This window comes from Acinetobacter sp. ANC_7654 (assembly GCF_056779855.1).
Genome location: NZ_JBWYIR010000012.1, coordinates 89505 through 111025 on the forward strand (window position 1 = coordinate 89505; position 21521 = coordinate 111025).

The 21521-nt window shown below is 39.7% G+C and carries 19 protein-coding genes; 8 read left to right on the forward strand and 11 right to left on the reverse strand.

Annotated elements, in window-relative coordinates; genetic code table 11:
* Positions 1-51: 51 nt before the first annotated feature.
* Positions 52-621, reverse strand: coding sequence for a 1,6-anhydro-N-acetylmuramyl-L-alanine amidase AmpD (ampD, locus tag AC1M86_RS12935; RefSeq protein WP_481608128.1), 570 nt, complete (start codon positions 619-621; stop codon positions 52-54).
* A 145-nt stretch (positions 622-766) separates the two neighbouring features.
* Here ampD and nadC point away from each other — a divergent pair, with 145 nt between their 5' ends.
* Together nadC and AC1M86_RS12945 are read left to right on the forward strand one after the other, a co-directional pair.
* Entirely contained in the window at positions 767-1612 is an 846-nt protein-coding gene (nadC, locus tag AC1M86_RS12940) for a carboxylating nicotinate-nucleotide diphosphorylase (RefSeq protein WP_481608129.1), read from the forward strand.
* Positions 1613-2046: 434 nt separating this feature from the next.
* Complete coding sequence (locus tag AC1M86_RS12945) at positions 2047-4377, forward strand: DUF6351 family protein (protein ID WP_481608130.1); 2331 nt, start codon at positions 2047-2049, stop codon at positions 4375-4377.
* A gap of 61 nt (positions 4378-4438) precedes the next feature.
* Here the strand turns inward: AC1M86_RS12945 and AC1M86_RS12950 are convergent, their stop codons facing one another.
* From AC1M86_RS12950 to AC1M86_RS12960, 3 genes are all read right to left on the reverse strand, one after another.
* On the reverse strand, positions 4439-6670 hold the full coding sequence (locus tag AC1M86_RS12950) for a phosphocholine-specific phospholipase C (protein ID WP_481608131.1): 2232 nt from the start codon (positions 6668-6670) through the stop codon (positions 4439-4441).
* 309 nt (positions 6671-6979) lie between these two features.
* Entirely contained in the window at positions 6980-7696 is a 717-nt protein-coding gene (rph, locus tag AC1M86_RS12955) for a ribonuclease PH (protein ID WP_035270511.1), read from the reverse strand.
* Between the two features lie 204 nt (positions 7697-7900).
* Entirely contained in the window at positions 7901-8479 is a 579-nt protein-coding gene (locus AC1M86_RS12960) for a DJ-1/PfpI family protein (protein WP_481593763.1), read from the reverse strand.
* A gap of 142 nt (positions 8480-8621) precedes the next feature.
* Here AC1M86_RS12960 and AC1M86_RS12965 point away from each other — a divergent pair, with 142 nt between their 5' ends.
* Complete coding sequence (locus AC1M86_RS12965) at positions 8622-9023, forward strand: transposase family protein (RefSeq protein ID WP_481608132.1); 402 nt, start codon at positions 8622-8624, stop codon at positions 9021-9023.
* Positions 8965-9204, forward strand: a complete 240-nt coding sequence (locus AC1M86_RS12970) for a transposase (protein WP_481608133.1) — start codon at positions 8965-8967, stop codon at positions 9202-9204. Before AC1M86_RS12965 ends, AC1M86_RS12970 begins: the two co-directional genes overlap by 59 nt.
* Positions 9205-9219: 15 nt before the next feature.
* Here AC1M86_RS12970 and AC1M86_RS12975 read toward each other — a convergent pair whose 3' ends face one another.
* Positions 9220-10362: a fatty acid desaturase family protein gene (locus AC1M86_RS12975; protein ID WP_481608134.1), complete on the reverse strand. Its 1143-nt coding sequence runs from the start codon at positions 10360-10362 to the stop codon at positions 9220-9222.
* A gap of 33 nt (positions 10363-10395) precedes the next feature.
* Positions 10396-11418 (reverse strand): flavin reductase family protein, encoded by a 1023-nt coding sequence (locus AC1M86_RS12980; RefSeq protein WP_481608135.1) that lies wholly within the window; start codon positions 11416-11418, stop codon positions 10396-10398.
* A gap of 176 nt (positions 11419-11594) precedes the next feature.
* Between AC1M86_RS12980 and AC1M86_RS12985 the strand changes: the two genes are divergently transcribed.
* Positions 11595-12239, forward strand: a complete 645-nt coding sequence (locus AC1M86_RS12985; protein WP_180028924.1) for a TetR family transcriptional regulator — start codon at positions 11595-11597, stop codon at positions 12237-12239.
* A 28-nt stretch (positions 12240-12267) separates the two neighbouring features.
* Here the strand turns inward: AC1M86_RS12985 and AC1M86_RS12990 are convergent, their stop codons facing one another.
* Positions 12268-12885 (reverse strand): thiol:disulfide interchange protein DsbA/DsbL, encoded by a 618-nt coding sequence (locus AC1M86_RS12990; protein WP_180000355.1) that lies wholly within the window; start codon positions 12883-12885, stop codon positions 12268-12270.
* Positions 12886-13067: 182 nt separating this feature from the next.
* Here AC1M86_RS12990 and ubiG point away from each other — a divergent pair, with 182 nt between their 5' ends.
* The 3 genes from ubiG to AC1M86_RS13005 are packed head-to-tail and all read left to right on the forward strand — an operon-like array spanning position 13068 to position 15238.
* Positions 13068-13784 carry a bifunctional 2-polyprenyl-6-hydroxyphenol methylase/3-demethylubiquinol 3-O-methyltransferase UbiG gene (ubiG, locus tag AC1M86_RS12995; protein ID WP_035268814.1) on the forward strand — a complete coding sequence of 239 codons (717 nt, stop codon included), beginning with the start codon at positions 13068-13070 and terminating at the stop codon, positions 13782-13784.
* Complete coding sequence (locus tag AC1M86_RS13000; RefSeq protein ID WP_035268813.1) at positions 13781-14467, forward strand: HAD family hydrolase; 687 nt, start codon at positions 13781-13783, stop codon at positions 14465-14467. The genes ubiG and AC1M86_RS13000 overlap by 4 nt, the downstream gene beginning before the upstream one ends.
* Positions 14468-14491: 24 nt before the next feature.
* Positions 14492-15238 (forward strand): YciK family oxidoreductase, encoded by a 747-nt coding sequence (locus AC1M86_RS13005; RefSeq protein WP_035268812.1) that lies wholly within the window; start codon positions 14492-14494, stop codon positions 15236-15238.
* A gap of 247 nt (positions 15239-15485) precedes the next feature.
* On the opposite strand, the gene dnaJ is transcribed toward AC1M86_RS13005, so the two are convergent.
* The 4 genes from dnaJ to AC1M86_RS13025 all read right to left on the reverse strand — a co-directional run bounded on the left by dnaJ (position 15486) and on the right by AC1M86_RS13025 (position 21455).
* A complete protein-coding gene (gene dnaJ / locus AC1M86_RS13010; protein WP_481608136.1) occupies positions 15486-16601 on the reverse strand; it encodes a molecular chaperone DnaJ in 1116 nt (371 codons plus the stop codon).
* 94 nt (positions 16602-16695) lie between these two features.
* Entirely contained in the window at positions 16696-17073 is a 378-nt protein-coding gene (locus AC1M86_RS13015) for a hypothetical protein (protein ID WP_035268802.1), read from the reverse strand.
* Positions 17074-17208: 135 nt separating this feature from the next.
* Entirely contained in the window at positions 17209-20343 is a 3135-nt protein-coding gene (locus AC1M86_RS13020) for an efflux RND transporter permease subunit (RefSeq protein WP_481608137.1), read from the reverse strand.
* Positions 20340-21455 carry an efflux RND transporter periplasmic adaptor subunit gene (locus AC1M86_RS13025; protein ID WP_481590647.1) on the reverse strand — a complete coding sequence of 372 codons (1116 nt, stop codon included), beginning with the start codon at positions 21453-21455 and terminating at the stop codon, positions 20340-20342. The genes AC1M86_RS13020 and AC1M86_RS13025 overlap by 4 nt, the downstream gene beginning before the upstream one ends.
* Positions 21456-21521: the final 66 nt, after the last annotated feature.

Below are 21521 nucleotides of genomic sequence, written 5' to 3' on the forward strand. Positions count from 1 at the left end.
GATATTGTAATAAAACTTCGCTTTTAAATTGTTATTTCATTCGACAAAGCATCATATTTTTCGTTGTTTTAATTGATCTCTAAAATAACACCATTGAAAATGCGGTCCTGGATCGGTCTTTCGTCCAGGTGCAATATCTGAATGCCCTGCGATATGACTTTTAATTTTAGGATAAGCGTGTTGAAGTGTTGCCACGACCTCAACTAAAGCTTGATATTGTTGTTTCGTAAAATCTTGATCATCACTACCCTCTAATTCAATGCCAATCGAATAATCATTGCATTCTGGATTTGCCATGTACGTAGAGCGTCCTGCATGCCAAGCACGGTCTTTAAAATTAACAAACTGTAAAATTTCGCCTGACCTTAAAATCAATAAATGTGCTGAGACCTGCATCCCTTCAATGGTTTTAAAATAAGGGTGTGCATTCCAATCTAATTTATTTTGGAAAAACTGCTCAATATAGCCTCCTCCAAACTGTGAGGGCGGTAAGCTAATATTGTGGATGACCACCAGTTGAATGTCAGTATGGTCTGGTCTTTGATTAAAATTTGGTGAAGCAATAAATCTTGCACCTTGTAATACACCATCTACCACTTGAAGCTTGGGTACATTCGACATGTGTGATCTCAATCCGTGTTTGCAACTTATGACAATTCATCCACGCTCATCTTTGGAAAAGACTTGGACGAAAAAAACAGCACCATTACTTGAGGTGCAATGGTAATATATTGCTCATTTTTCTGGTGCCTACAATAGGGATTTTATGAGCATACCGCAATCTTTGCTTGAACAATCAATTCAAATCAATATCCAACAAGCATTGCAAGAAGATATTGGTGAGCGTGATATCACCGCATTGCTGACACCTGAAGATGAACAAGCAACAGCAACCATTATCAGTCGCGAAACGATGATTCTTGCAGGGCAACCGTGGGTGAATGCTTTAATTAAAGCCTATGATCCAAGCGTTGATGTGATTTGGTTAAAGCAAGATGGCGATCAAGTTCAAGCCAATGAGGCAATTTTAAAACTTGCCGGCTCAGCACGCAGTCTGTTAACCGTTGAACGCCCAGCACTTAATTTTGTACAAACCCTTTCTGCTGTTGCTACAAAAACGGCTGAATATGTGAAACATTTGGAAGGTTTAAATACCAAACTGCTTGATACACGTAAAACATTACCAGGCTTACGTATTGCGCAAAAATATGCGGTGGGTGTAGGTGGTGGTCAAAACCATCGTTTAGGTTTATTCGATGCTTTTTTAATTAAAGAAAACCATATTATGGCTGCAGGTGGCATTCAGCAAGCAATCGACAAAGCGCATGCCATTGCACCAGGTAAACCTGTGGAAGTCGAAGTTGAAACTTGGGATGAGTTAAACCAAGCTTTACATGCTGGTGCGGATATCGTTATGTTAGATAATTTCAGCCAACAACAAATGATTGATGCAGTCAAGCATGTGGCTGGTCGTTGTAAATTAGAAGCTTCAGGTAATATTACCATCGAGAACTTACGTGAAGTTGCTACTTCAGGCGTCGACTTTATTTCAATGGGTGTACTGACTAAAGATGTAAAAGCCATCGATTTATCTATGCGCTTTAACGCTTAATTGATTCAATCCTATCTCTCAATAAAAAAGGGGCTTTGCTCCTTTTTTTATTTGCTTAAAACTGTGATGCTACATTAACTTTATCGCAAGAATACAAAAAAATTTGAATTTATAAGGTCCTAGTTGATACCTTCCACGCTTTAAGATTATTTTTTAATCAAAATCATAATATACCTATAGAATGCAAAGTAAATCATTAAATTTCAATTAATTATTTGCCTTAATTTTACAATTATTCAATTTTCTGTCATGGAATGCTGCCTAATTTTCATTCATAGTGAAGTCAATAAATACAATTAAAGCCATGAGTTCGCATTGTCTAAATAATAGGAGGGTGTCAACGCATAGACCATGCTGAATGTCAGTGAATAAATAAAAAGAAATGCAGTCATCGGATCGATTGCATCCACCATGTTGTACATTAGGGAAATCACATGAAAACGCAAATGATCTATACGCTTTTAAGCGTCGCGATTAGTAGCAGCTTACTCCTCGGTTGTAAAAGCTCCAGCGAATCTGGGGGGAATTCAGGCGGTGGTAATGGATCACAGCCAACTCCGACCAATCCAACTGATCCTGACAATCCAACGAATAAAATTGAAAAAGAATTCGTGACTGTTTTATCAACTCGCCCCGATCTTGTGACAGATAATGATGTATTGATCGAATTAGACCCATCGATTAATTTTAATGACTCAAATATAAGCATTCATTTAAATGGACAGGACATCAAATCTCGCTTTTCTAATGCTCAGAATAGAGTGCTATTAGATGGATTACGGTTAGGGGAAAATCTACTTAAAATTGAAACACCAAATGAAATTCAAAATTTATATTTAAAAAATTTCAGTACCACAGGCCCTCTTTTATCTGGACCTCAAATTAATCCATGGACCTGTACCAACGGCTCGACTGATTTATTTTGTCGTAAACCTGTTCAATATAATTACTACTATCGGAATTTGGTCGGAACTTTACAGACCTACAATCCTGAGAAACCACCTTCGGCGGGTCTAATTTCCAAAATTAAGACCGATACAGGCGTAGAAGTACCATTTATCATTCGAGAAGAAGTCGGCTATCAAAATCGTGATGAATATCGGTTTGCTGTATTGTTTAATCCTAATCAGCCTTGGACTGCGTTGAATCCACAGCCCCAATTTAATAATAAGCTGTTAGTAACCCATGGGCAAAGTTGCGGAAATGATTATCAGTCTGCAACTGCACCTACCGTGGTTGCGACATCAACTTCTATTTTGCCAGATATTACCATCAAGGCTTTGGGCAAAGGTTATGGCGTCATGTCTACGGCGCTATCCAACAGTGGACATAACTGTAATTTGGCGGTTCAAGCTGAATCAATCATTATGGCCAAAGAACGTTTTATCGAACAATACGGCACTTTAGACTACACGATTGGACAAGGCTGCTCAGGTGGCGCGCTCGCATCTCAATGGGTAGCTAACGCTTATCCAGGTGTATACCAAGGTTTGTTAGTAACGTGCTCCTTCCCTGATGCATGGAGTACAGCGTCTCAGTTTGCTGATTATCATATTATGATCAATTATTTTAAAACAGCAGAAGGCCGCTCTTTCCTCCCTCATCAAATTAACCATATTCAAGGTCATATTTCTGAGATTAATGGTTATGTCAGTGAACTTGCGCAATTCGATGTTGCTCGACCAAATACAATTTGTAGCGGAATATCAGAAACACAACTGTACAATGCCACCTCAAATCCGAATGGGACACGCTGTTCAATTCAAGAGGCTGCTGTAAATTTGTTGGGTCTCAGAAATCCAACTGAAGTTGATCCAAATACACAACAGCTTAGACAAATTTGGAGTCCTGTCGAAAACCAGCGAAATATTGGGTTTGCTAACCTACCAATTGATAATGTCGGTGTGCAATACGGGCTTCAAACCTTATTTGATGGTGTGATCAATGCTGAAAAATTTGTTTTATTAAATGAACGCCTCGGTGGAGTTGATATTGATATTAATCCAATTCCCGAACGGTTATATGCCACGGAGCAAGGTTTAAAAAATGCTTATCGAACTGGTTTAATCAATGTTGCCAATAATTTAGATCAAGTGGCGATTATTGATTGTCGTGGTCCAGATCCAGCGATCTTCCATGATGCTTACCGAGCATTCGCGATTAGAGCACGTTTAGACAAAGCACACGGACATCATAACAATCAGCTTCTTTATGGAGGTGATACCATTATGATTGGCGATCTTAAATGTTTAGAAATCAGTTTCGATGATATGAACCAATGGTTGGATCGCGTAAAAAATGATACAAGCACTTTACCTCTACCACAGAAACTCACTCGCAATAAAGTAAATCTTAACGACTCATGTATCACATTAGGAACGATTCGAAGATCTGGGTTCTGCAATAACCTTCGTGTACCGGTCTATAAAACACCGCGAATGGTAGCAGGTGATCAAATTAGTACCTACGCCAATAAATGTAAACTACAACCACTCACACGTCGTCTTTACCCCAATATTAACTTTACAGATGAGCAATGGGCTCGATTACAAAAAGTTTTTCCAGATGGTGTTTGTGATTACACCCAAGATCCTGTTGGGTTTGGTAAAACCTATCCGTGGTTAACGTATCAAAATCAAAATGGACAGAACAATGATGTCATTTACGGTGGTAAACAACTGGATGAAGATCCAAATCGCCCTGAGGAGCTTATAATGCCTCAACTTCCGAAGGGTTGGATCTCTAATTCATTTCAACTGTCTTAATACCTGAATTTTTCAATTCTGAAAAAAGCCGTGAATATTCACGGCTTTTTTTACTTCATGTTTAAGGTTTAGGTTGCAATAATCCCATCATAGGATCAGTACATGTGTGCTGCCCTGTTTCAATACGTCCAGCAAATCGACGTTCATAAGCCTGCTCTCTCTGCTGTTGGGCGATCACAACATTAAAATCATACCATCCCCAAGACTCCGTTAAATCGAGATGAAGTTCAGCCTCATTCGATTGAGTTTTGACAGTCCACATTTTTTGATTGTAGTACGCATTGTCCTTGACCATCATCTCCACGGCTTCAGTACCATCATGCCGTATTTTTAAAATTATTTTAGGTTGACAAGCTTCATAGCAAATTCGAATTTCTGGCAAATGATTTCTTTCAATTTGATGGTGAAGATTTCCTTTAAATGCTCGATGATAACCATTTGGTCCAAGTACCCAAAGATCATATTGATCATCTACTAGCTCCCAAACATCCTCAAGCTGTTTCCCTGCCTCCACCATAAAACGTCGAGGAATAGCATTTAAATCTAGTTTGTCATAGACATGGAAAACCACACCTTGTTCCCCACCATTTGCGAAAATCAGTTGAATATTTCGGGTTGCAACCTGTACGCGCGCGCTAGTATGTAATAAATAAGGTAATGCTCGAGAATGACGTATTCCAGTTTCTTGCAGAGGAAATTGTTGATTTGCTGGGACTGGAACCTTACTAAGTTGCTCTTGCGAACGACGCGTATTGTCAGCTTCTTGTTTTGTTCTTTGCCCATGGAGTGTTGGCAGAACATTAAAGTTAGGTGTCTTAAAGTCAAACGCCGACGTAAGGTCACCACAGACTGCTCTACGATAAGGGCTAATATTAGGCTCTTGCACGCCAAAACGTTGCTCAAGAAATTGAATAATTGAAGTATGATCAAAGACTTGAGAGTTGACCCATCCCCCACGACTCCACGGTGAAATGATATACATTGGAACACGTACTCCTGGACCATACACACCATGCCAGAAGTTTTCATTCTTACCATTTTTAAATTTTAATTCAGGCTGTGCTATCGAACCTGATACAGGTGGGTGATTGAAATATTCATATGATATCTCTTGTTCTGATAACGTGGTTTTACCATGAACTTTAACGATATCACCTGCTTCATTGATTTCTCTTGATGGTGCAGATGGCGATGGTACATGATCAAAGAAACCATCATTTTCATCAAAATTGACCAGTAAAACCGTCTGACTCCATAACTCTGGATCTGCCGTTAAAGTGTTTAACAGTTCTTGAATGTACCACGCGCCTTGAACAGGACTTGATGGTCCCGGATGTTCACTATACGCTGCCGGTGCGACCACCCAGCTCACCTGTGGCAATTTACCGTCTAAGATATCTTGTTTAAATTGTCCTAATAAACCGCCGTCCTTAGGCATTGTATTGGCAATCCCCTTATAGAGAGGTTGTCGTTGATCAATACGCTCATCATATTCAGGCGACAAAATATTGGCATGGCTAACTGGCTTACCAGATAATTCATTGGCTTTGCGATATTGCTTAAATCCCGACAAAGGATTATCCGTAAAATTATCGGGCATATTTTGATAAACCTTCCAACTAATCCCAGCCTGCTGTAATCGTTCAGGATACGTGGTCCAGTCGTAACCGATCATTGATGAGCCAATACTATCAAACTCATTGACTACACTCGCGACACCTGCAGCAGTTGGCCCATTGGTCCCCGTCCAAATAAATTTACGATTAGGATTAGTTCCCGCGTGCATGGCACAATGATAGGCATCACATAAAGTAAATGCTTCCGCCAGCGCAAACTGGAACTCGAGTTCTTGTTTCTTAAAATAACCCATGGATTGAGGTTGTTTATGTTCCACCCAATTGCCCATACGCCCACAATCCCAAGCGGCTTGACCATCCTTCCATGAATGAGGTGTGCCCGAAACACGTTGAGCATTGCCCAATGAACTGTCTAGGTGATAAGGCAAAATTTTATTTTTGTTGGCATCATACTGTTCCCACACCGCTCTTTTGCCACTCAATGGAATGGTGAATCGATCACCAAAACCACGTACTCCTTTGAATGTTCCAAAATAGTTATCAAAAGAACGATTTTCTTGAGTCAAAATCACCACATGTTTCACATCTTGAATAGTGCCAGTTTCCACTTTTGCATTAATTGCTAAAGCTTTTTGAATACTCAGCGGAAAACTCGCTAATGCAGATGCACCCAATAATGTCTTTGTCGAATTTAAAATAAAGTCACGACGGTTCATACAATTATCCTGTTTTTATTCTTGTTATGGTTATGGAGCACAGTGGATTTCACAGCTTGGATCTGAAGGTTGCGGTTTGGACGTTTGGTGATCATCATCTCCCCCACAAGCTGTTAACAAAATACTCGGTGTAAGGATGAGTATAAAAAAATAAGCTCGCATGTAGTTATCCTTCTCGTTTTATGCGAACTCAGTGATACGCTTTTTTCGTGACGCTGCAATTAAGCTTCAATTGCAAATCTATGAAATAAAAAAAAGCACCTCTATCAAGGTGCTTTTTTACAATCAAGGCATGCTATCAGATGCGAATTACCAACCTAGTGCTTGTTGTTGCTTTTGAATTAACTCTTGAATGCCTTTCTCAGCCATTTCAAGCATTGCGTTACATTGCGTACGCGTGAACGGTTTATCTTCCGCAGTACCTTGAATTTCAATAAACTCACCCGCCTGAGTCATCACCACATTCAAGTCTGTTTGGCAGTTTGAATCTTCTTCATAACATAAGTCGAGTAGTACTTCGTCTTGATAGATACCAACAGAAATTGCAGCCACCAAACCTTTGAGTGGATCTTGTTTGATTTTCTTTTTCTCAAGTAATGAATTCATAGCATCAATCAAGGCCACCGCAGCACCTGTAATAGACGCTGTACGTGTACCACCATCGGCTTGAATAACATCACAGTCGATTGTAATCGTGTTCTCACCCAATTTTTTCAAATCCACCATGGCACGTAGACTACGGCCGATTAAGCGTTGAATTTCTTGAGTACGTCCACTTTGTTTACCACGAGCTGCCTCACGGTCACTGCGTGTATGGGTTGAACGTGGCAACATGCCATATTCAGCAGTCACCCAACCTTGGCCTTTTCCTTTCAAGAAGCGCGGTACTGAATTATCAACACTGGCAGTACAAAGAACTTTGGTATGACCAAATTCAACTAAAACTGAACCTTCTGCATAACGTGTATAGTTTCGAGTAATTTTAACGTCACGTAACTGGTCTAATGCACGCTGGTCAATACGCATAATACGTCCTAATTTTTACTTAAAAAAAGATTGGGTACATTATAGCAGATTGATGGCATCTAACTTTGTTATAAGTCCGTGTTTTAAATCTGACAAACTTAAATTTTGAAAGAATTAAGTCATACCTAAAAGCTCATTGAGAGCAAAAGAAAAAGCGATTTAATCCAACTTCGCATAAGGTGTCTTATTTTAATTTTAGAAAATCTATAAGTCAGTTTCAAATTCCATTCTTCTTGCTGTATTCAATGCAACATCTCTATTCGTTACTTTAGATACGACATATAGAGAAGCATTGATCCCTGATGATATCCCAGCAGAAGTTATTATCTTATTTTCATCTACAAACCTAACATCTTTCATAACTGTAATTTTAGGGTATTCTGCCTCTAGACGTGAAATATCCATCCAATGAGTAGTAGCATTTAGCCCATCTAGTAGCCCTGCCTCCGCTAAGATGAATGCTCCCGTGCAAATTGAGAATGTGATATTTGACGTTTCATGTTTTAATTTTATCCAATTCAATAGATGAGTATTATATAGCTCGACTGTTTCAGCACCATATCCTCCAGGGATCACGAGAATGTCTATAGATGGACAGTTGTCTAAGAGGTAATCACTTTTTACTGCAAGACCATTTCTTGCTTTAATTTCATGTTTTTGTGCCACAGTAAACACATTAAAAAGCTTTTTATTATGATTATCTGTAGTAATAGCAAAGACTTCATAGGGCCCTGCAAAATCTAAGACCTCAACCTCATCAAATAATAAGATTCCAATATTCATTTTTTCACATCTATACTTTTAATTTTCGAAATAATAGTACTCAGAAATAAGATACTAGATCTCTTTCATAAATCAAAAAAAGATCTATCCCTTGCTGACTATTTGTACCGAATAATTTTAAATATTCATGCATAATTTGCGAATGAAATACATCGACTCAAAGAAGCTTTCTGAAACACAGTTTAAGCGATATACAGGCATCTCATGGTCAACCTTTGATTTAATGGCTGAACAGCTAAAAATGCTTGTACCTGCTAAAGGTAGACTATCTAAGTTAAGTGTAGAAGATCAAATCCTGCTGTACTTAAGTTATTGGCGTGAATATCGAACATTGTTTCATGTCGCAACGGGTTATGGTGTATCAGAGCCAACTGCTTCAAGAATCGTCCGCCACGTAGAGGATTGCCTGATCAAGTCCAATCTATTTAATTTACCCAATAGTTTGCCTGAAGGCGAAGGTATCGACTGGAATGTGGTGATCGTAGATGCCACAGAAATTCCAATACAAAGACCTAAAAAAACAGAAGAAAAGCTCTGGTGGTAAGAAGAAGGCACATACTTTTAAAGTACAAGCCATTATCCATTATAGAACACAGCAAGTTCTGAGTTTATGCACGAGTCATAGTGCTGTACATGATTTCGAGCTTTTCAAACGCAACCTGAATCAGACTCCTAAAGGTGCTTTTATTCTTGCAGATCAATGCTCCATGCCTTTCATGAATTAAACTAAATAGTGGTCCTCAAGCAAATATTCCTCTTAGTTTTCTTATAGATTGAGAAATTTTAGCTGTTTTATCATTTGGTAAAGAACATTTAGCTAAACGAACCCAAACGCTCCAGAATTGTTTCATAAAGTTTGCTTCATTATAGTGAATGCCATATTCCTCACATAATGCTTTAATTTTTGGCGCAGCTTCTGCATAGCGATTTGCAGGCATATCAGGGAATAAATGATGCTCGATTTGATGACTCAAATTACCACTCAAAATATGCAGCCATGAAGTTCCCGTAAAATTACTTGAACCTCGAATTTGACGTAAATACCATTCTGCTCTCGTTTCATATTCGGTATTATCCATCTCAAATGTTTCTGCATCTTCAGTAAAATGACCATTAAAAATCACTGCAGATGACCATAAACTTCTAATCACATTTGCAACTGCATTTCCTACGAAGACAGGAAGCGCATTTGGACCAGCGATAATCGGGAAAAAGACATAATCTTTCACCACCTGACGTCGTACTTTTTTTCTTAATTTTTCAGCATCTTTCCACACTTGTTTCCAAGATTTGGTTTTATAAACAAGCGCGTCTTCCAAGTGTAGATTTTGAACACCGACATACCATTCAAAAAACACCATCAATTGAATCGCTAATGGAATATTTAATAAAAATCTTGGTTCCCAACGTTGAGCTGCTGAGACACGAAGTAAGCCATAACCTACATCATGATCCATCCCCACAATATTGGTATAAGTGTGATGTACATAGTTATGAGTATATTTCCAGTCATCGCCTGTTGAGATAGTATCCCAATCATATGTCGCACCGTTTAAACTAGGATCATTCAACCAGTCAAATTGACCATGCATCACATTATGTCCAAGCTCCATATTCTCAACAATTTTGGACACGCCCAGTAATCCTGTACCCACCAACCAAACAGGTGGAATCCAACCACCAAACATCAGCAATGCACGTGAGCCAATCTCGCTATAGCGAACAAAGTTGCGAATCTTATAAATATACTTGGCATCTTGTTCACCCAAATCATTCATAATACTGAGTCTAATCTGCTCAACGCGTTGTCCAAACGCTTCAATTTGCTCAGCGGTCAGATGTTTAGATTTTGATTGCCATGTTGTATTAAGTGACATATTCATTATTTTTCTCCAGTCTTATACGATACCGTTAAATTACAAATTAATCACAACAGGGCTTACTGCCTGACTAATACATAATTTAATTTGTCGATTTGGCTCATGTTCAATTTCACCTGTGAGCATATTTTTAGTAGCGCCACTCACTTTGTTACAGACACATGCATTACAAATACCCATTCGGCATCCATGAGCGGGTCTTAATCCAGCCTCTTCAGCACTCACCAATAAACTTTTTTGAGCTTCAAACGATTTCTGACTACGGATAAACGTGACGGATTGTTTTTCAATTTCTTCATCTACACGGATTTGAAAAAACTCTTGTTTGAGCTGATTGCTGATCCCCGTTTCATGACAAATTTGATTTACAGCTTGCATCATCGAAGTTGCACCGCATGCATAAATCTGTGCTTGCCTAAAACTTGGCATTAACTGCTCTAACAACGCCAATGTCAGATATTGTTTATGTTGTCGTGTATTAAAATAGTGATAATTAAAATGATCATGTTTTGAAGCGAGCTGTTGTAGTTTCACGTGGAACGCATCATCTCGACAGAAATAAATTAAATCGATAGGTACAGATAATATGTTTAAAGCCTTCGTAAGCAATGCATAAATGGCGGTAATGCCACTCCCTGACGCCAACAACACAATTGGCTGTTGAGTCGGCTCAAGCGTAAACTCACCTTGCGCTTGAGAAATTTCCACGACAGAACCTATCTCCAATTGGCTTAAACAATTCGATACTACTCCTTGAGCTCGGACAGCAATCACCACATTGCCTGTCGCAGAAATTTCCACAATCGAATAACTACGTTGTAAACGCACGCCTGCAACTACGACTGTGACTAAAACACTTTGCCCTGCCTCAATCTGTTGAAAATCGAAATTGTGATTTGGACATAAATGAATTTCATAGAAATCGTGACTAAGTACCTGACGACTCACGAGCGATGCTTTGACTTTTTTCCAAGCCAAAGTGGGATGTATTTTTTCAGCGATAAAATCGACGAAATCTTCTCGAATCCATTCAGGACGATATGACAGATAACTACTCATCTCAAACGTTCCTCTTTTGTATTTCAATTTAATTGAGTGAACAAGTGTTCTAATAGTGAACATGTGTACACTATATTAATTTTAAAATTGAGTCAACACATGTTCACTGACATTCGTCGTTTAATTTTTATATTTTTTTGATAGACTCATCTCGACTTCACTTCTCAGGTTTTAAGATGTCTATACGCGATGAACGTAAACAACAAAGTCGTCAGGCTTTACTGGATGCCGCTTTGCGCTTAAGCACATCTGGCCGTTCATTTAGCAGTATTAGTCTGCGTGAAGTTGCACGTGAGGTTGGTTTGGTGCCAACAGCCTTTTATCGACATTTTCAAGATATGGATGAATTAGGCCAAGAGTTAGTGGATCAAGTCGCGTTATATTTGAAAACCGTACTTCATCAGCTCGGTCAAGGTTTAGCCCACCCTGATGCTAAAGCCGAAACTAGCATGGAACTTTTTTTTGAAGCCATCGATTTAAATACCCAACCTTGGATTTTTATGATCGCAGAGCGCTGGGGTGGCTCTGAAGTGGTAAGACGTGCGATTGCTCGTGAAATTGAGTTTCTAAATTCTGATTTGGCCAATGACCTACAAAAATTCGAAATCGTACAAAATTTTCATCATGCTGATGACCTAAAAATGTTGTCGAATATTTTAATTAATTTATGTTTCACATGGGCAATGTCTTGGATTAGCTTAGGTCGTCAATATTCAGGTATGGAGCTTGAATTACAAAAATTAGTACTCAAAAAACAGTCCATTACCCAAATACGATTAATCTTTAAAGGGATTTTGAATTGGAATACTACTGAGGCATAAAAAAAACCCGCTCAATGCGGGTTTTTTATTATTTAGCTTTGCGCTCTTTATCCAATAGATAATCAACCACTTGTAACACGCGGCCATTATCACCTTGTACGACATACTTCCCATTTACTACAACAGCTGGCACACCCGTCAATTGATATTGTTGCGCTAATTTATTTGCTTGAGAGACTTTGGCAGTAATTGCGAAAGAATTATATAAACTATTGAATTTCGCTTCTGGGATACCATACTTCGTAAAGAATTGCGCTTGTGATTTTTGGTCAAAAATCTGCTGACCTTTGTCATGGATCGCGTGGAATAAAGGCAAATGTGTACGTTTACGAACACCAAGTGCTTCAGAAACGTAGTAGCCACGTGCATTCTGTTCCCATACTTTGTTCATTGCAGCAGGTGTACGGACAAAATTCACATCTTTTGGAATTTTACGTAACCAAGATTGCATATGAGGTTCTAAAGTAAAGCAATGACCACAGCCATACCAAAAGAACTCACGTACTTCCAATTTACCAGCGACATCAACCTTTCCTGGGTTTTGCACGACCGTATAATCTTTGCCTTCAACAAAGTTCGCCATTGCACCTGTTGAAAGTGCCATCAGCACCGCAGCGGCAACGCCACTAAAAACCACCTTTTTCATTAAGTTTTTATCCTCTAAATCATTCTGATTAGCATATGGTTTCACTATAAAACAAATATGAGAAAATCGTTTTGATTCTGTGAACTTTTTTACAAGATTTATCGCTTTTTTTGGAATTAGCGATACACTAAGATCTGATATAAATTCTACCCATTAAAACGAACTTTGCTAAGGTGGCTGTAATGACTCAACTGAATGTTGACCCACAAGAAATTGCTAAATTTGAAGCACTTGCTGCAGTATGGTGGGATCAACACTCTGAGTTTCGCCCTCTCCATCAAATCAATCCATTACGATTGAATTGGATTGATGAACATGCAGGTGGTCTTAGTGGCAAAAAAGTCCTAGATGTGGGATGTGGCGGCGGTATTTTGGCTGAAAGTATGGCACGCCGTGGTGCCGATGTCCTCGGTATCGATATGGGCGCAGCACCATTAAATGTCGCACGTCTGCATGCAGAACAAGAAAACGTAACCAATATCGAATATCGTCAAATTCCAGTTGAGCAATTGGCTGAAGAACAAGCTGGTCAATACGATGTCGTAACTTGTATGGAAATGTTGGAACATGTACCAGATCCAGCGTCAATCATTCAAGCATGCCAAAAACTGGTGAAACCAAACGGTCATGTATTCTTCTCCACAATTAACCGTAATCCAAAATCATATTTATTTGCGATTATCGGTGCAGAGTATGTGTTACGTCTTTTGAAAAAAGGAACTCATGACTATCATAAATTTATTAAACCTTCTGAATTAGCGCATGATATTCGTAACGCAGGTTTAAAACTTAAAGATATGACAGGCTTACATTACAACCCATTAACTAAACATTATTGGTTAGCCCCAAATGTCGATGTGAACTATATGGTTTACACCCATAATGAGGTGAATGAATGAAGGCCGTACTTTTCGACCTAGATGGGACTTTAATTGACACTGCTGCGGATTTTATTCGTATTATTCAAGCAATGTGTCGTGAAGAAGGTCGAGAGATCGTAGATGCAGCCCTGATCCGAACTCAGGTCTCCGAGGGGGCTCGGGCGATGGTGAAATTGGTTTATCCTGAATTACAGGTTGATGATCCTATTTTCCTTGCACATCGTCAGCGCTTTCTAGATATCTATGGTGCTGATATTGCTGTGGATACAGATCTTTTTGCAGGAATGTATCCTTTAATTGAGGACTTGGAACAACGGGATATTCCATGGGGAATTGTGACAAACAAACCTCGTTGGCTGAGTGAGGCACTACTTCAAGCCTTAAACTTAACTGAACGTTGTGCCGTTCTCGTATGCCCAGAAGATGTTAAGCACACTAAACCTGACCCAGAACCAATGTATCTCGCTGCTCAACAAATTAATGTTCCAGCTGAACAATGCATTTATGTTGGTGATCATCCACGTGATATTGATGCAGGTCGAAGCGCAAATATGTACACGATTTTGGCTGCTTACGGATATTTACCATTAGAACACAAAGATGACTTAGATTCTTGGCAGGCAGATTGTATAGTGAATGATGTACAAGAATTACATCAACACTTAATCGAATTGATCGAATCTCACCAAAAAACAGCTTAATTAGAACAATGAAGGAGGTCGCACATGAAATATTCAGAATATCAACCTCGCCCAGATTTATTGAAAGATAAAGTAATTTTAATTACGGGTGCAGGTGATGGCATTGGACGCGCAGCAGCGTTGAGCTATGCTTTACATGGTGCGACCGTCGTTCTTCATGGTAGAACGCTGAACAAGTTAGAAGTGATCTATGACGAAATTGAAAGTTTAGGTGCTCCTCAACCTGCAATTTTGCCACTTCAACTTTCTACTGCAACAGCATATGATTACGAACGTCTTGTGGAAACGCTTGACCAACAATTTGGTCGTTTAGATGGGATTTTGCACAATGCTGGGATTTTAGGTGAGCGCGTTGAATTGGCCCACTACCCTGCTGAAGTGTGGGATGATGTAATGGCTGTAAATTTAAGAGCACCTTTTGTTCTTACCCAACATTTACTTCCATTATTAGAAAAATCTCAAAATGCCTCTGTTGTTTTTGCAAGCTCAGGTGTCGGTCGTGAAGCACGTGCGAAATGGGGCGCATACTCAGTTTCAAAAATTGCCATTGAAGCGGTCAGTCAAATTTTTGCAAAAGAAAATGTCTATCCAAATATTCGCTACAACTGTATTAATCCTGGTGCAACACGAACAGCTATGCGTGCTAAAGCATATCCTGATGAAGATCCGAAAGTATTGGCAACGCCTGAACAAATCATGCCAGCTTATTTATATTTAATGGGCGAAGACAGTATAGGGATGAATGGTCAGAGTATTGATGCTCAGGATTAGTTTTTTCAAAATTACATGATGAGGATCTTCAGATCCTCTTTTTTTAGATTATAGTTCCAACAAAACCCATTAAAATTTACCTTTTGATTTTGAAAGCTTAAATAAGTAAGTCTCAACAACTTTTGAACACATCCATAAACTAAGAAATTGTCTAATGGTAGTATCACTTTTCTAGCTTTAAATATCTGAAACTTTTATCACTCAATAAAAAACCCGACAATAATGTCGGGTTTTTATTTCATTCTGATCAGTCAAATAAACGATCGAAGAATGATTTCTTTTTAGGTGAAGATTTACTGTCCTCACCATCTAAAGATTCTTGTAACTCTTTTAAAAGTTCACGTTGACGTGCAGTTAAGTTGACTGGTGTTTCAATCACGATACGGCAAAGTAAATCACCTTGCATACTTGTGCGTACTGGTTTTACACCCTTGCCACGTAGACGGAACATTTTACCTGTTTGTGTTCCCTCAGGTACTTTCAAGTTCACACGACCATCAAGGGTTGGAATCTCAATTTCTTTACCCAATGCAGCATCAGCGATACTAATCGGCACATCCATATACAAGTCCGCGCCATCACGTTGGAAGATTTCATGTTCACGAACATTAACTTCTACGTATAGATCACCTGATTGACCATCACGAATCGCTTCACCTTTTCCAGTTAAACGAACGCGATCGCCATTATCTACGCCTGCAGGAATGGTAACTTCAAGTGTCTGTTGACGATCTTTAACACCTGAACCATGACAAGTGCCACAAGGATTTTTAATAATCTTACCTTGACCACGACATGTGCTACACGTTTGCTGAACTGAGAAGAAACCTTGCTGCATGCGGACTTGACCAGCTCCGTGACAAGTCTTACAAGTTTCAACATCATTCGGATTTTTAGAACCTTTACCATCACACACTTCACATGGTGCTGGCGCAGTAAAAGTAATTGTTTTCTTTACGCCACGTACAGCTTCTTCTAAGCTGAGCTCAAGCACATAACGTAAGTCTGAACCACGTCTTTGACGCTGTTGGCGACCGCCTCCACCAAACGCACCACCGAAAATGTCACCAAACTGACTAAAAATGTCTTCAGCGCTAAAACCGCCACCGAAACCACCGCCTCCGCCACCGAAGCCGCCTTCAAACGCATTATGTCCCATGCGGTCATACATGCTGCGTTTTTCACTATCAGATAAAACTTCATACGCTTCAGCAGCTTCTTTGAATTTTTCTTCTGCTTCAGCATTATCAGGGTTACGGTCTGGATGATATTTCATCGCCAACTTACGGTAGGCTTTTTTAATTTCATCATCACTAGCTGTTTTAGAAACCCCTAAAACCTCATAATAATCACGTTTAGCCATGTCTGGCGATGCTCCACAAAAAAATTTGATATGACTTCTCTGCGGAATATGTTGGGGTCATATTCCGAGATTACAAGTAAATTAAATCATTATTTTAAAAAGCGGCTTTTTTCTGGAGATATTTCACTAAGCCTTTAAGCCATGCATTTAGGAGAAATAGCCATGCAATTGTGGTAAAAATGACACCAATCACCGTACACCCTTTCACCCATAACACACTATCCCAATAGATAAAGCAGGCAGGAATAAACCAAAGAGCAGCAAATGCGGCCATCATCATAAATAGCACAACATTTCGTGCAATCCATAATGCTTGAGCATGGATCCAGACTTCAGCGTCTTGCGCTTGAGCCACTTTTTGCGCTAAAAAATAGGCGATTGCAGCACTGATACCAGTGAACAATGCAAGAAACATGAATACATAAGACATCGTAATTAATCGACGATGTCTTGTTAAATTGTCTCGCCCCATGGATGCTTTTTTATACCTCAACCGAGTGCACATTCAGTTTTTTTATGTACTCAGCCCACTGTGTTATTTTGTGTTAAAAACTAGGGACTACTATATTGAATTTTTCAATGCTTCGCACCTAGTATTCACATAAAACTACGCGGTTTTTGACTCTTTTTTTACTTTAAACCATGCCGCATAGAGTGCTGGCAAGAAGAACAGCGTTAATAATGTTGCGATAATGAGTCCACCCATAATTGCTACTGCCATTGGACCAAAGAAGATACTGCGTGAAAGCGGAATCATCGCCAACACAGCAGCCAATGCAGTCAAAATAATTGGACGGGCACGGCGTACTGTCGCTTCTAAAATCGCTTCCCATTGAGAATGACCCGCTTTGATATCTTGCTCGATCTGATCAATCAAGATAAGCGAATTACGCATAATCATTCCAGATAAAGCAATGGTACCTAGCATCGCCACAAACCCGAAAGACTTATTGAATATTAACAGGAACAATACCACGCCAATTAAACCCAAAGGCGCGGTCAAGAAAACAATAAACGAACGTGAAATACTCTTGAGCTGAATCATGAGCAAGGTAAAGACCACAGCCAAAAATAACGGCATGCCAGCATTTACTGAAGTTTGCCCACGTGCAGATTCCTCCACAGTGCCTCCCACTTCTACCAGATAACCACTTGGAAGTTCGGCACGAATTTTCTCAATAGATTCAGTTAATTCACCAACCACAGTAGCTGGTTGGAGTTTAGTCCGAATATCTGCGCGTACAGTAATCGTCGGCAAACGGTTACGATGCCAAATCAGACCATCTTCAAACTTATATTGGATATTCGCAATCTGTGCCAATGGAACTGTTGTACCTTGACTCGTCGGTACAGCGAGACTTTGTAACGATGCTACATCAACACGTTCCGCTTGATCGCCACGTAAACGAATATCAATTAACTCCCGTTTCTCACGATACTGATTAATCGCAGCACCTGTTATTGAACTATTTAAGAAATTCGCCAAATCTAAGCTAGATACGCCTAACTGACGCGCACGATCTTGATCAATTTCAAGTGAAATAATTTTACTCGGCTCACCCCAATCTAAATGAACATTGGCGGTATTTGGATTTTCACTGATTGCTTGTGACACTAATTGTGCTCGTTGGCGAACAGTATTTAAATCTTCACCAGAAACACGGTATTGAATTGGATAACCGACTGGTGGCCCATTTTCCAATAGCGATACACGTGTCCGTACTTCAGGCAATAACTTACTAATTTCTTCACTCAGATTCTTTCTAATCTCATCTCGCTCATCTAATGAGGAAGCCAAAACCACAAATTGTGCAAAACTCGCCTGAGGCAATTGTTGATCAAGTGGTAAATAGAAACGTGGAGAACCTGTACCAACATAAGCGACGTAATTATCGATCCCTTTTTGAGTCGACAAGAATTTTTCTACTTTTTTAACCGCATTTTCTGTCGCTGTTAGAGAAGCACCTTCCTCTAGTTTTAGATCCACTAATATTTCAGCACGGTTTGATGGTGGGAAAAATTGTTGTGGAACAAATTTAAACATCAAAATTGACAAGACAAATATCGCAACCGTCGCAGCAATGACGGTTTTACGATAAGTAATACATAACTCAACCCAAGATCTAAATTTTTGATACATCTTAGTTTGATATGGATCGTGATGCTCACCATGGTGTTGAACGACGGGTTGTGGCTCTGGTTGTTGACGTAATCTTGCCCATAAGCGTTGATACCACGGAGCTTTCTGATTCATTTGATTAAAATCAGGCAGTAATTTGTCACCTAAATAAGGAACAAACAGTACCGCTGCAAACCATGACACCACTAAAGCAATGGTTACAACTTGGAAGATTGAGCGAGTATATTCACCTGTGCTCGACGCAGCAGTGGCAATCGGCAAGAATCCAGCTGCAGTGATCAGCGTCCCCGTTAACATTGGAAATGCGGTCGACTTCCAAGCAAAACCTGCGGCTTTTAATCTGCTATATCCTTGTTCCATTTTAATGGCCATCATTTCAACTGCAATGATGGCGTCATCAACCAAAAGTCCAAGTGCTAAAATTAACGCGCCTAAAGAAATCTTGTGCAGTCCAACATCAAAGAAATTCATGCCTGCGAACGTCATTGCCAAGACCAAGGGAATAGAGAAAGCGACCACTAATCCTGTACGGAAACCTAAAGAGAAGAAGCTGACCAATAAGACAATAATCACGGCCTCTGCGAGCACTTTGATAAATTCGTGAATACTGCGTTGCACCGCTACAGGCTGATCTGAAACTTTTTTCAGTTCCATCCCTAAAGGTAAAGTTTGTTGTAGATCGTTGAAGGTCTTTTCTAGGTTTTTCCCTAGCGCAATGATGTCACCTCCCTTACGCATAGACACTGCAATCCCAATACCATTTTTACCCATAAAGCGCATACGCGGTTGAGCTGGCTCGCTAAAGCCACGGTAAACTTCAGCCACATCGCCCAATTGAATGGTCTTATCACCAACCAGTAATGGCATGTTCTTGAGATCTTCGACTGATTTCAATTGTCCGCTGACACGCACTTGAATACGATCTGAGCCTGTTTCAAAGAAACCTGCGCTCGCCATAGTATTTTGTTTTTGTAATGCTTCTTGAATTGCAGAAACTGGAATACCCAATTGAGCGGTTTTCGTATTTGAAATTTCTATCCAAATTTTTTGATCTTGCAAGCCGACTAAATCAACTTTCCCGACATCTTGCACACGTTGTAGTTGCAGCTGTAAGCGATCGGCATATTCCTTCATCACGGCATAATCAAAATCATCACCCGTTAAGACATAAATATTCCCAAAGGTGTCACCAAATTCATCGTTAAAGAATGGACCTTGAACACCGCTAGGAAGTTGGTGTTTGATATCTCCAATTTTTTTTCTAACCTGATACCAAACATTCGGTAATTCATGGGAACGCAGCGAATCTTTGGCAACAAAGGTCACCATTGATTCACCAGGACGAGAATAGGCTGCAATACGATCATAGAGCCCCGTACTCATTAATTCTTTTTCAATGCGATCAGTTACTTGTAATGAAACTTCTTCCGCTGTCGCACCTGGCCAATAGGTTTGAACCACCATTACTTTGAAACTAAATGGAGGATCTTCACTTTGTGATAGTTTTGAGTAGGAATAAACACCCAATATTCCCATCAAAATCATGAAATAAAGGATCAGTCCCTTATTTTTTAACGCCCATTCTGACAAGTTAAAGTTCATATTTTCGCTCCAACTTGTCCTGCTTTCACATTCACTGCACGGTTTTGACGGTCAATCGGATTAATTTTTTGTTTATCTCGCAGTAAGTGTACACCGCCAACCACGACCCAATCAGAAGCTTTTAAACCTTGAGTCACAGGTACCGTATCACGACCATAAGCACCTATTTGAACATTCACCTTACGGATACTGTGATCTGGATTCACAACCCAAACATAAGGCTGATCTTCTGTTGCAGATACACTGGTCAAAGGAACATTAATCACATTTGAACTGGTATTTGAAAAAAATACTCGCGCACTTTGTCCAAGTTGAATTGCTGAACGCCCTTCAGTCAAAGCAACTTTGACACTAAATGTTCTAGATTGGTCGGCAGCAGGTGAAATTTCACGCACATATGCGGCGAAACGCTCCTCTGGTTTTGACCATAGCGTAACCCAAGCTTTTTGACCTGTTTTAATTTCTGATACTGCTTGTTCTGGCACACCAATCACCACTTCACGATCACCATCTATCGCCAGTTGATATGCTGCCTGCCCTGCTGCGATCACTTGACCAACTTCAATACTACGCTCAGTGATGACGCCATTTTTATTGGCAATAAGTTGGTTATATCCCGTCTGATTACTACTCACTGCATAATTTGATTGTGCTTGTTTTAAATTGGACATAGCCGATTTATATTGATTTTCTACGGCATCATATTGCGAACGACTCACCGCATTAATAGGTAATAACTGCTTAAAGCGTTTGTATTCTTCTTCGGCAATTTTGGCTGCAGATTGCGCGCTTTCTAACTGAGCTTTTGAAGCATTTAACTGCAGTTGAGCATCTTTCACATCTAATTTTGCTAAGACTTGCCCGACTTTGACTCGATCCCCAACATCAACATAGCGTTCAGTAATTTGTCCTCCAACACGGAAAGCCAATGCCGTTTGCTGTCTCGCCTGAACTTCTCCTGCATAACTTTTCAGTTCATCTTGGGAAGTATTCGGCTGGGCAACCATCACAAATGGAATTTGTTCCTCTGTGGGTTTATCCTTACTACACGCGGTGAGTATCACGCTACAAATGAGCATTAGACTGTATGTGGCAAATTTTTGAGGACTCATGTGCACTGCTCTTATGTCAATTTTTAGGCAAATCAAATTAAGGATATTAATTTGATTATTTTTTAA